This is a genomic window from Ignavibacteriota bacterium, from assembly GCA_016716225.1.
Classification (GTDB): domain Bacteria; phylum Bacteroidota; class Ignavibacteria; order Ignavibacteriales; family Melioribacteraceae.
In genome coordinates this window covers 100345-112525 of the sequence record JADJWT010000001.1, presented here as the reverse complement: position 1 = coordinate 112525, position 12181 = coordinate 100345, and the positions used below count along the sequence as shown (strand labels likewise).

Genomic DNA, 12181 nt, shown 5'->3' with positions numbered 1-12181 from the left:
ATGAATAAAAATAAATTAAATACTCTTCTCATATTGCTAATTGCTTTTTTTACAGCAATGGAAATTGGAGCAGAAGGAGAGTTAAATTCAAAAAGTAATGCTCTGAGTAAAGCAGCTGGGTCACCATCTAGAACTCGTTTGAATATTAATAATATTTCAACTTGGATTTATAATGATGGAAACTCAGACATTGATCCAAACGGCAATTCAGGTTTTATTTTTCCAAAGGGAAGCAATAAAGCTGCAGTATTTGAATCTGGACTAGTTTGGGGTGCAAAAGTATCTGGAGAATTACGAGTTGGTGGTTCTACATATTCCCAAGGTTTAGTTCCTGGTGCAGTTGTTAATGGAGAAAGAGAAGATTCCGATGCAGATCATGTTAGAATTTACAGAGTTAGACCAGACTGGGAAGATGGTAGTATGATTAGTGAAATTAATGATGGCGAAGGTGCTGAAGCTGATATTAGAGCACAATATGAGAAAGATTGGAATGAATGGCCAGCAGAATTTGGGGCACCATATGAGGATGTTGATGCTGATGGTTCATATGATCCATCGATTGATATTCCTGGATTTCCTGGTGCTAACCAAACTGTGTGGTTTGTTGCTAATGATTTTGACAGAGCAACAGCACAAAGCTTATATGGTTCGGATCCTATGGGTATTGAAATGCAGGCTACATTCTGGGGATATTCTTTGGGTGGTGCTTTAGGAAATGTTATGTTTAGAAAATATACTCTTATTAATAAAAGTTCTAGTGTGTTTGATTCAATGTTCGTATCAATGTGGTCGGATATTGATAATGGATTTGCAGGCGACGATCTTTCTGCATGCGATGTTGACCGTTCCTTAATGTACTGCTATAATGGTGATGAAGATGATGATGGAATCTATGGCCCAAATCCACCAGCTGTTGGATTTGACTTTTTCCAAGGTCCTATTGTCCCAGGTGAAGCAACAGATCAAGCAATCTTTAAAAACAAGAGAAAAGCCGGATATAAAAATTTACCAATGAGTGTTCATTATTTCTTTATTAATGGTCATCCGGTATATAATGATCCGGATCTTGGTGAATATGTTACAGGTACATTACAATTCCATAATCTTTTTAGAGGTTTGATTACAACTTCAGGAGAACCTTTTATTGATCCAACAACCGGAGAAGCAACAAAATTCACTTTAGCTGGTGATCCAATAACCGGAACCGGTTGGGTAGATGGTGTTCTTGAAGCACCGGATGATAGAAGACAAGGTATGGTTGCAGGACCTTTTACTATGGCTCCCGGCGATACTCAAGAAGTAGTAGTTGCAGAATTAGCAGCAGGTGCAACTCCTGGTGTTAATAGATTGCAAGCTATTCAATTGTTGAGAATTTATGATGACATTGCACAATCAATTTATGATAATTTCTTTGAATTACCATCACCTCCACCAAGTCCTATTGTTACTGTTACCGGTTATGAAAATGAGGTAATTGTTAATTGGGGAGAAGATCAAACAAGGGTTGATGATATTGAATTAAATTACGAAGCAATTGGTATAGCAAATAGAGGAAAATTTAATTTCCAAGGTTATAATCTTTACCAACTACCAAGCAGATCTGCAACAAAGGCTGAAGCTGTAAGGATTGGTACATTTGATATAGTAGATGAAGTTAAAGTAATTCTTGATCAAGAAGTTGATCCTGAATCCGGTGTTACTTTAATGCTTCCTCAACAATTTGGTGATGATAATGGTGTACAGCATTCTTTCCAAGTTACCAAAGATTATATTACTGGTGAACAACTTGAAAATGGTACTACTTACTATTTTGCTGTTACAGCTTACGCTTATAATCCCGATCCATTGCATGTACCTAACACACTTGAAACACCATTAAATATTATGGAAGTTATTCCTCAAAATCCTGATCCAGGTTACACTTTGCCAGATTTTGAATATGGTGATGGATTAGAAGTTACACAAACTACTGGAACAGCAAATGCAGTTGTAACTGCAAAAGTTGTTGATCCAATGAAATTAACTGGTCACGATTATGAAGTTTATTTTGATCAACAACATTATTATTTAGATAAAGATGGAAAATGGAAAAAAACTAACTTCGCAGATTCAGTTGGTGCAAGTTTAGGTAAACCAGGTGATCAAGGTCCATCAACTATTACTGCAGCACCTTCTATTTATGCACCAAATAACACTTTAGATCTTCATTTTACTGTTAATATTTTGGCTCCGGATTTTAATTATGCAGACGCAGTGCAATTAAAATTCCCAGATGGAATAAAAGTAAATAGTGCTAATACCATTGAAAGTAACCATGAAGCTGTTGGTGTTGTTAATGGACAAGTTGTAACTTGGGGTTCTCCAGACACAACTGGTGATGGTGCTTTTGTTGGTGGTGAAGATTTAGTTGTAAATATTGATTTTGTTGATCCTACATTTAGTGTTGATTATGTAATTTTTGATGATGGCTGGTCAACATTATATGCTTTAGACTCAGGTGATTCAACCTACTTAAATTTAGGAAATGGTATTGTTGATGGTCTTGGAACCGTTACTTTAACCGGCGAAACTGGATATCAGTTCAAAACAGAAAAACATTGGAATGTTAAAGACTTAACAACTGGTCAACCTGTAATTGAAGACCAAAGAGTGTTAGCTGGCGTTAACGTTTATACCAACGTTGATGAAGGCGCAAATGCTGCCCCTCTAGTTGATGGAATTCAAGTTGCTGTAGACGGAAGTTACGTAACACCAATAAACTTTTTTAGTGTTGGCTTTACTGCACCAGTTGATGCCAATGGTAAATATACAGGAGAATCATCGCTAACAACAGCATTTGGTGCTACTGCTACAAGAATAGCAATTTCTAATTATACTGTTTTCGGAGGAACTATTTCGAGTTGGGCATATGATAACTTTAATGGAATAGGTACAACTGATTTAGACATTTTGCAGCAAGATTATGAATTAAGATTTACTGGTATTTGGGATAGCACCGAAGTAAATGGCCAAAAAATCCATTTTGTTAAAGAAGGCGGACAAATGGCTACATGTTTTACAATGGTTGCAGCAGCAGATTTAGCAAATCATCCATTAAATCCAAATCCCGGAACAGCAGCTCCATTTTTAATTAGAATTCCTTTTGAAGTATGGAATGTTGCAGATCCAGCAAATCCTTATCAAGTAAATTTGACATATAGAGACAGACTAAGAAACGGAACACAAAATCCTTTCTATGCTTGGAATATGTCAGATAGAATGTATGCAATAATTGTAAACTCTCCATATAACCCTGATCAAGTTATTCCGGGTGCAGCACCAGATCCAACAAATGCATTAGCAACTTGGGTTTTGGTATTTACTGGAACAAATTATCATCTTGGAGATGCAATAAAAATAACTTATGCAAATCCTTTACAATTAGGAAAAGATACATTCAGATTTAAAGCTCCTGCTACAACATATTCAGCTGAAAATGCAAAGAATGATGTAAAAAATGTTAATGTTTTTCCAAATCCGTATTATGGTGTAAATCCAAATGAAATAAACAAATATCAAAGATATGTTACATTTAACCACCTTCCACCAAAAGCTAAAATTAGAATATTTAACTTAGGTGGTCAATTGGTAAGAACATTAGATAAAGACGATGCTTCTCAATTTTTAAGATGGGATCTTAGCAATGAAAGCAGTTTACCAGTTGCAAGCGGTTTGTATTTAGCATACATTGACATGCCGGAACTTGGTAAAACAAAAATATTAAAAGTAGCAATAATCCAGGAAACACAAATTCTTGACAGATTTTAGTGTTTAATATTAAAGGAGAAAAAAATGAAGAAAATAAATTTAATTTTTATGATTCTATCGATCATTGCTACTAGCTCACTTTTTGGTCAATCTGATAGAAATGGAACAGCCGGTGCAACCGAGCTTTTAATTCCTGTCGGTGGTCGTGGTGTAGCAATGGGTAATGCAAACTTAACAAATTCAGTTGGAGTTGATGCTATATTTTGGAATCCAGCTAATATTGCACGTTCAACAAATTCTGTAGATGTAATGGCTTCCAATATGAATTATATTGCAGATATTGGGGTTCAATTTGGTGCAGTTGGTGTTAACTTTGAAGATTTTGGTAGTTTGGCATTTAGCATAAAATCACTATCTGTTGGTGATATTCTTAAAACAACTGTTGAAAACCCAGATGGTACCGGACAAACATTTTCACCTCAATATACAATAATAGGTTTGTCCTATTCCAAAATGTTGAGTGACAGAGTATCCGTTGGGTTAAATCTTAATTATGTAAATGAAACTATTGATTTAGTTACAGCTTCAGGGTTAGGATTTGACGTTGGTGTAACTTATGCAGATTTAGCAGGAATTAGTGGTTTTGATATGGCTGTTATTTTGAAAAATATTGGAACAGACATGAAATATGAAGGTTCAGGTCTTTGGACATCAGCTACAAATTCCGGACAACGAAGAGGAGAACAATTCTATAAAATAGATGCTGCAAGCTTCTCTTTACCAACTACATTAGATATTGGTTTAGGTTATACATTAGCATTCGACGCTCAAAATCATATTAATTTTGTTGGAACATTTGTTAATCATAATTATTATACTGATCAATATAAAGTTGGTGCAGAGTATAGTTATGATAACTTATTATTCTTTAGAGGTGGTTATAACCACACTACAGAATTTGAAGCATCAGAAACTCTTTACAAATTTACTGCTGGTTTTGGTATAAACTATAATATGAGCGGTGTTGGTATTCAAATTGACTATGCTTATTTACCAACAGAGTTCTTTGATGATACACACCTAATTTCATTATCATTAGGTATTGAATAATTGCACTGTTAGTTTAGTCAATTATGTTTAGTTTTCCTGAGTCTAATAATTTAGACTCAGGAATTTTTATTTTAAATGGTTGAAAAAATTTTACCGAGGAATTATGAAATTTAAAATTTACTTGTTAATAATTTTATTTTTTTCACTAAAACTTAATGCTCAAGAACAAATTGGTTTTGATTTTGATTATGCTAAATTTGATTACGATGAACAAAACTCATATTTTGAATTTTATTATTCATTAACTCAAAATTCTTTTGTTGTTAGTAAAACTGATTCCGGAAATTTTATTTCTGCAAATATTAAGATCTCATTAACAAATCAAAAAAATATTAAGACTCTTGATGAAAATTACAATTTTAAATCAAAGGTGGATTTAACTTCACAAAATTATCTTACAGAAGATTTAGTTGGTGTATTAAGTTTTAAAATTCCTTTTGGCAAATATAAGTTGGATGTAACTGCAATTGATAATTATGCTCAAAATCGAATCAAAACTCTAAATGAGGAAATTGAATTTCAACCAATCGTTATAAATAAAATTCAAATAAGTGATGTTCAACTATGTTCAAATATTATTCATGAAGATGCAAATCCAAATTCAATTTATTTTAAGAATAGTTTGGAGACTGTTCCAAATCCCAAAGGAGTTTATGGCTCTAAAATGCCGGTTTTATTTTACTATATAGAAATTTATAATAAACTTGAAAAGAAAATAAACAATCTTAAGCTTAAAAGAATAGTTTATAAAAATGAAAAAATTCAACATAGTGATGAAGAAAAATTAAGTAGTGAAAATAATTCACAAGTTAAAGTTGGATTTTTAAAGATTTCTAAATATTCAACCGGAACTTATACGCTTTCCATAAATATTGTTGATTCATTAAATAATTTACTTGCAAATAGTTCAAAGAAATTTTATGTATTTAATCCCGATGTTAAAAATGAAGATAAAATTGAAATTGCAACCTTAACTGGAAGTGAATTTGAACTTATGAATGAAGAAGAATGTAACTATAATTTTGAAATCTCAAAATATATTGCTGCAAGTTCTGAAGTTGCATTATACGAAAAGCTAACACAAGTTGATGCAAAGAGAAAATTTTTATTTGATTTTTGGCAAAGACGTGATAGTGATCCAAGTACATCATCAAATGAATTTAAAGTAAAATATTTAGACAGATTAGATTATGTAAATTCAAACTATGGTAATAAATTTAAAGAAGGATACAAAACAGATAGAGGTCGCGTAATTTTAATGTATGGTAAACCTGATAGAATTGATAATTTTGAAAATGAATCAACAATTAAACCATATGAAATTTGGTATTATGATTCAATGGAAGGCGGAGTTTTATTTGTGTTTGGAGATACGATGGGAATTTCCGATTTGGAATTACTTCACTCAACCAAAATGGGTGAAATAAGAAATGAAGCTTGGGGCGATAGAATTTCAATTTATGATACAAATCAGTAAATTGAATTTATAATTTATTTATTATCAAATAATGAAAAAACTTTTACTATTTTTTTTAATAGTTTCCAATTCAATTTTACCACAAAATACAGTAAAATTTGATTTCGATTATGCACAATTTCAATATGATTCAACCAGTAATTTTTTAGAACTGTACTATTCGTTTTATCCAGCAGATTTTAAATTACAAAAGGAAGACGGAAAAAATCTTATTAAAGCAAAAATGCATATTCAAATTCAAAATAGTTCTACAGATGAATTGGTTGTTAATAAAGACTGGAGTTTAACCCAGCCGGTAAAGGATTCGGCGGATCATAAAAATGGAAAAGCTCTGCTTGGACTTGTAGGATTTACTTTAAAATCCGGTTCATACAATATTGATATTAGCATTGAAGATATTACAAGCAAAAAAAGTAGAAAAGACTATTCCGAAAGCATAATAATTAATCCGCTGCTCAGAAAATCTTTTGCGATAAGTGATATTGAATTAGCAACTCGTATTGTAAATGAAAATGCAAATAAGAATTCAATATTTTATAAAAACACTTTAGAAATTTTTCCAAATCCATCAATTATTTATTCTGATAAATCGCCAGTCCTTTTTTATTATTCCGAACTTTACAATTTAAAGAATAATACATCTCAGCAATTTATACTTGAAAAAAAATTATTTGATAGCAGAAATAATTTAATTTACGAAACATCAAAAGAAATTCAATCAAACAAAACGTCAATAGTGGAAGTGGGTTTGGTAAATTTAAAAAAATATCCAACAGATACTTACACTTTAGTTTTAAAATTGATTGAAAATAATTCGAAAAAATATACTACATCAAGTAAAAAATTCTTTTTTGTAAATCCGGGAATTTCTACACCGAAAATTTCAAAAAGTAACACTAATTATTTAAACTCAGAATTTGGAGTTTTAGAAATTGAGGAATGTGATGATCTTTTTGAAAAATCAAAATATCTAGCAGAGAGACAAGAATTAGATGATTTTAAAAAATTAGATAGTGTAGATAAAAAAAGAGAATTTCTCTTTAACTTTTGGAAAAGACGAGATGATTCCCCAGAAACACAAATCAATGAATTTAAGAAAATTTATTTATCAAGAATTGAAGTTGCAAATTCAAGATACAGAACAATGTCAACCCCCGGTTATAAAACAGACAGAGGAAGAGTATTTACTTTATTTGGCGAGCCGGATGAAGTTGATAGATTTCCCAATGAAACCGATACCAAACCATATGAAATTTGGGCATTCAACAGTATTGAAGGCGGTGTAATTTTTGTCTTTGGTGATTTTAGCGGTTTTGGTTTATATGAATTACTGCATTCAACAAAACGCGGTGAATTACAAGATCCCAATTGGATTTACAGAATTAGTGCAAATTAAATCAAACCATGCTCAACAAATATAAACTAGAATTCCTTGCATTTAACTTTTTAGGAAATTTATTAAGCATTTTTGGCTTTAAAAATCTTAAGTATTCCGCAAAATTTCTCGCAGTTATTTTTTTTAGCCTAATTAGAATTAGAAGAAATGTTGTAATAAAAAATCTTTCAATAGCTTTTCCGCATTTAGACAAAAAAAGGTTAAAGAAATTAGCATTCAAAAATTATGTAAGCATTGCCCAAACTTTTTTAGAAGTTTTCTGTCTAAAAAAATTAAATAAAAATGAAATAGCTTCTCTCTTTACTGAGGAAGATAAAAATTTAGTAAAAGGTAAAGTTAAAAATCAGAATGGAATAATAATTTTAACAGCACATGTTGGAAATTGGGAACTAGGCGCTGTTGCTGCGGGAATTGTTTTAGAAAGAAGAATTAATGTTTTAATAAAAGAGCAAAAAAATATTTTTGTTAGAGATTGGCTTGAAAAAATAAGACAAAGATTTGGAAATCGTCAAATTACTCTTGGTGCAAATATTAGAGAAATTTATTCTTCAATTAAGAATGGAGAAATTATTGGAATTGTGGGCGATCAAAGAGGACCCAGAGAAGGAATTAAAGTAAATTTTTTTGGAAGAAATACTTCTGTATTTGCCGGTACAGCATCGATTGCTGTTAAAACCGGTTGTCCTGTAATTATTATCTTTGTTGTTAGAAAAGCGGATGGAACTTTTGGAATTGTTGCTGAAGAATTAATTTATGATAAAAATTTGGTTAGTAAAGAAGATCAAATTAATTCTTTTAATCAAATTTATATGAGCAAACTTGAAGCAGTAATTAGAAATTATCCAGAACAGTGGTTGTGGATGCACAACATTTGGAAATATTAAAAAAATAAAAATCAGCCGACCAAAGATTTTGTTTTCATTTTCTTACTATATTTACTTATCAAAAAATCATAAAAATGAAAATTAATTTTAAAGAATTACTAAAAACTAGTATTTATATTACACCGGATATTTTCAGTCACGAAACTATTCGCTATAAATTTAGATTAACACAAATTTTACTTTATGTTTTAACTTTCGCAATTTTTATAATGCTTTTTACTATTTTACTTCTTAGTGTAACCCCTTTAAGAAATGTTGTTTTTTATTATGAAAATAGTCAATTGAAAAATCAAGCAGAAAAAACTGTGGAGTTAGAGAAAAAAATTATGTTCCTTACTAAGGAATTAGAATCAATTTCCTCCACAAATAAAAAATTAAAATATGCTTATTTGCTCGCAACTTCAGATTCAATAGATACTTCCGATGCAATTTATGATAGTTTAAAATACGAACCATATAAAAATTTACCATATGGCGGAAATTTATTACATGTTTTTAATTCATTAATTGATAAAATATTCTTGAATCAAAGTGAAGATAAAAGTATTTTTATCAAACCGAGTAATGGAATAATTATTAACGAATTTAAACCAGATGAAGGGCATTTTGGAATTGATTTTGCAGTTTCAAGTGGTTCATCAATTTTTGCTGCATCCGGAGGCTTAATAATATTTGCAGATTATACTTTAGATGACGGAAACAAAATTATTATTCAGCATGAAAATGGATACATTTCCATTTACAAGCATTGTTCGTCAATTATAAAAAAGGAACGTGAGTTTGTTGTTCAAGGTGAAATTATTGGACTCAGTGGGAACACCGGCAAAAATACAACCGGTCCACATCTTCACTTTGAAATTTGGAAATTAGGAAAACCAGTAAATCCAAAGGAATTTTTTATAAAATGATAGGATCAAAAAATATGTTAAAAAAAGAAAATGGATATTCCGAAGACGTAAGCATCCTTAGTGATGGAGTTAATATTGAAGGAAAAATTACAAGTAATGGAAATGTTAGAATTGATGGAAAAATAAATGGAGATGTAATTGTAAAAGGAAATCTTACATTAGGTCCTTCTGCAGAAATTAAGGGTCAAGTTTCTGCAAAAAATATGACAGCAAGCGGAAAGGTAGATGGAATATTGAAAATTGAAGAAAAGCTTACTCTAGAAGCTTCTTCAAATATAAAAGGCGATATAATTACAAAAATATTGGTTGTTGTTGAAGGAGCTAAATTTGATGGAAAAAGTTCGATGACACAATCTCCATCAGCAAATTCTAATTTACAAAGTGGAACAAAATAATAAGTTAATTAAATCTTATAAAGAAATTGGACCCTATTTAGGTTTAGGAACACAGTTAGCTGCATCGATAATTTTAATGTTCTTTTTGGGAAAATGGTTAGATGAAAAACTTCAATTTTATCCTATTCTAACAATCATTTTCAGTTTTATTGGCGGCTTTGCCGGAATTTATAATGTAATAAAATCTACAATTGAATTAAATAAAAAGAAAAAGTGAAAAGGTTTTATCAGCAAATTATATTTTTTTACATCATAATTTTATCAATTATTTCAATTCTATATTTTACACAAACAATTTCATCATTATTTCTTCTTTCATCTCTATTAGCTGCTGGAATTAATCTAGCAAATGCATTCGCAGCTGTAAAGTTGTTTCAAGTTTCATACAAAAAAGGAAGTTCATCATTTATGATTTATAATTTAGGTGGATTGGGAATTCGCTTAATGGGAATTTTAATCATTTTTCTACTCGTAATAAAATTCTTGAAAATTGATGAATATGCGTTTATATTTATATTCTTTTTATTTTACTTTATTTCATTGATACTAGAAGTGTTTTTTTACATTAAATATAAAGAAAATAGCAAATTTTGATGTATTCCGAAGAAATTAAAACTGTTGCTGATAGTCTGCAAACCTCCACAAATACACAAAGCGAAAGTGGTGGAACTGGTTGGATAATGCATCATATAATGGATAGTAATTCGTTAGATTTTGAACCGTTTTTTACAATTCCATTACCTCATATTAACTTATTTGGTTTTGATATTTCAATTACGAAACATATCGTTTTTATGTGGATTGCTTTTGCATTATTAGTTATAATTTTTAATTTTGTTGCAAAATCTTATAAAAAAACTCTTTTACCAAAAGGACTTTCCAACATTATGGAAGTACTTGTTTTATTTGTAAGAGATGAAATTGCAAAACCAACAATAGGAAAAGGTTATGAGAAATTTCTTCCTTATCTCTTAACAGTATTTTTCTTTATTCTTGTTTGTAATTTTTTAGGTTTGCTTCCATATGGAGCAACTGCGACAAGTAATATTTCTGTAACAGCTACATTAGCAATAATTTCATTTATTGTTATTCAAGCTGGCGGAATGATGAAAAATGGTGCGTTTGGTTACTTTAAAGGTTTGATTCCGCATGGAGTTCCTGGTTGGTTATTACCAATTATGTTTGTTGTTGAAATTTTAGGATTATTTACAAAACCATTTGCATTGGCAATAAGATTATTTGCAAATATGACAGCCGGTCATATTGTAATTATGGCCTTACTTGGATTGATTTTTATCTTACAAACATTTTTTGTAGCTCCCGTTTCGGTAGCTTTTGCATTATTTATATATTTGCTTGAAATTTTAGTTGCATTAATTCAAGCATATATTTTTACAATGCTGTCATCATTATTTATTGGAATGGCAGTTCATCAAGATCATTAATTATTTATAAATTAGGAGGAAATAAATGGAATTTGCTTATTTAGCTGCTGGTTTAGGAGCCGGATTAACAATATTTGGCGGTGCTTTAGGTATTGGAAAATTAGCTGCATCAGCAATGGAAGCAAGTGGTCGCCAGCCAGAAGCTGCCGGTGATATTAGAACTTCAATGATTATTGCTGCTGCTCTTATTGAAGGTATTTCGCTTTTTGCTCTTGTTATTTGTATACTTTTAGCTCTTAAGTAGAAAAAATATTTAATTAGAGGAAATTTATTATGATGGCATTTTCTGCTTTCATTATGTTGCTGTATTCCGGCGGAGAAAGTTCTGGAAGTCTCTTGGATGTAAATCCTGGTTTGATTTTTTGGACTGTTGTAACTTTCGTTTTACTGCTTTTAGTTTTGAAAAAGATGGCTTGGAAACCGATTTTAAATTCTCTAAACGAGCGAGAAAATTTCATAAAACAATCAGTTGAAAAAGCTGAAACTGCTAAAAAAGAAGCTGAATTATTACTTGAGCAGAACAAGCAAAATTTAGCTAATGCTGAAAGTGAAGCTCAAAAAATTATTGCGCAAGGAAGAGATTATGCAGAAAGTTTAAAATCTCAAATACTTGAGGAAAGTAAAGTTGAAGCAAAAAAAATGATTGATAATGCTTCATTGGAAATTGAAAGAAAAAATGCTGAAGCATTTAATAATCTTAAACAAGAAGTTGCTTCCATTGCAGTTAATGCTGCAGAGAAAATTTTAAGAAGCAATTTAGATAAAGAAAAGCAAGAAAAAATTGTTAATGAATTTATAAACGATTTATCAAAGAATTAG

The 12181-nt window shown here is 30.6% G+C and carries 12 protein-coding genes; all 12 read left to right on the top strand.

Going from position 1 to position 12181, the window contains the following annotated elements:
• Entirely contained in the window at positions 1 to 3807 is a 3807-nt protein-coding gene (locus tag IPM32_00510; GenBank protein ID MBK8943726.1) for a T9SS type A sorting domain-containing protein, read from the top strand.
• Between the two features lie 24 nt (positions 3808 to 3831).
• Positions 3832 to 4857 (top strand): PorV/PorQ family protein, encoded by a 1026-nt coding sequence (locus IPM32_00505; GenBank protein ID MBK8943725.1) that lies wholly within the window; start codon positions 3832 to 3834, stop codon positions 4855 to 4857.
• 103 nt (positions 4858 to 4960) lie between these two features.
• Entirely contained in the window at positions 4961 to 6334 is a 1374-nt protein-coding gene (locus IPM32_00500) for a GWxTD domain-containing protein (protein MBK8943724.1), read from the top strand.
• A 31-nt stretch (positions 6335 to 6365) separates the two neighbouring features.
• A complete protein-coding gene (locus tag IPM32_00495) occupies positions 6366 to 7730 on the top strand; it encodes a GWxTD domain-containing protein (GenBank protein ID MBK8943723.1) in 1365 nt (454 codons plus the stop codon).
• 8 nt (positions 7731 to 7738) lie between these two features.
• Complete coding sequence (locus tag IPM32_00490; GenBank protein MBK8943722.1) at positions 7739 to 8614, top strand: lysophospholipid acyltransferase family protein; 876 nt, start codon at positions 7739 to 7741, stop codon at positions 8612 to 8614.
• A 74-nt stretch (positions 8615 to 8688) separates the two neighbouring features.
• The gene (locus tag IPM32_00485) at positions 8689 to 9522 is read left to right on the top strand and encodes a M23 family metallopeptidase (protein MBK8943721.1); all 834 of its coding nucleotides are present in this window, start codon (positions 8689 to 8691) and stop codon (positions 9520 to 9522) included.
• Positions 9523 to 9536: 14 nt separating this feature from the next.
• A complete protein-coding gene (locus IPM32_00480) occupies positions 9537 to 9917 on the top strand; it encodes a polymer-forming cytoskeletal protein (GenBank protein MBK8943720.1) in 381 nt (126 codons plus the stop codon).
• The gene (locus IPM32_00475; protein MBK8943719.1) at positions 9904 to 10134 is read left to right on the top strand and encodes an AtpZ/AtpI family protein; all 231 of its coding nucleotides are present in this window, start codon (positions 9904 to 9906) and stop codon (positions 10132 to 10134) included. The genes IPM32_00480 and IPM32_00475 overlap by 14 nt, the downstream gene beginning before the upstream one ends.
• Complete coding sequence (locus tag IPM32_00470) at positions 10131 to 10511, top strand: hypothetical protein (GenBank protein ID MBK8943718.1); 381 nt, start codon at positions 10131 to 10133, stop codon at positions 10509 to 10511. Before IPM32_00475 ends, IPM32_00470 begins: the two co-directional genes overlap by 4 nt.
• Entirely contained in the window at positions 10511 to 11362 is an 852-nt protein-coding gene (gene atpB / locus IPM32_00465; protein MBK8943717.1) for a F0F1 ATP synthase subunit A, read from the top strand. Before IPM32_00470 ends, atpB begins: the two co-directional genes overlap by 1 nt.
• A 25-nt stretch (positions 11363 to 11387) precedes the next feature.
• Positions 11388 to 11606, top strand: coding sequence for an ATP synthase F0 subunit C (gene atpE, locus IPM32_00460; protein MBK8943716.1), 219 nt, complete (start codon positions 11388 to 11390; stop codon positions 11604 to 11606).
• Between the two features lie 53 nt (positions 11607 to 11659).
• Entirely contained in the window at positions 11660 to 12181 is a 522-nt protein-coding gene (gene atpF / locus IPM32_00455) for a F0F1 ATP synthase subunit B (GenBank protein ID MBK8943715.1), read from the top strand.

Excerpts from the sequence above, each read along its gene's own strand:
- IPM32_00510 (MBK8943726.1), top strand. The coding sequence starts at position 1 with ATGAATAAAAATAAATTAAATACTCTTCTCATATTGCTAATTGCTTTT.
- IPM32_00505 (MBK8943725.1), top strand. The coding sequence starts at position 3,832 with ATGAAGAAAATAAATTTAATTTTTATGATTCTATCGATCATTGCTACT.
- IPM32_00500 (MBK8943724.1), top strand. The coding sequence starts at position 4,961 with ATGAAATTTAAAATTTACTTGTTAATAATTTTATTTTTTTCACTAAAA.
- IPM32_00495 (MBK8943723.1), top strand. The coding sequence starts at position 6,366 with ATGAAAAAACTTTTACTATTTTTTTTAATAGTTTCCAATTCAATTTTA.
- IPM32_00490 (MBK8943722.1), top strand. The coding sequence starts at position 7,739 with ATGCTCAACAAATATAAACTAGAATTCCTTGCATTTAACTTTTTAGGA.
- IPM32_00485 (MBK8943721.1), top strand. The coding sequence starts at position 8,689 with ATGAAAATTAATTTTAAAGAATTACTAAAAACTAGTATTTATATTACA.
- IPM32_00480 (MBK8943720.1), top strand. The coding sequence starts at position 9,537 with ATGTTAAAAAAAGAAAATGGATATTCCGAAGACGTAAGCATCCTTAGT.
- atpB (MBK8943717.1), top strand. The coding sequence starts at position 10,511 with ATGTATTCCGAAGAAATTAAAACTGTTGCTGATAGTCTGCAAACCTCC.
- atpE (MBK8943716.1), top strand. The coding sequence starts at position 11,388 with ATGGAATTTGCTTATTTAGCTGCTGGTTTAGGAGCCGGATTAACAATA.
- atpF (MBK8943715.1), top strand. The coding sequence starts at position 11,660 with ATGTTGCTGTATTCCGGCGGAGAAAGTTCTGGAAGTCTCTTGGATGTA.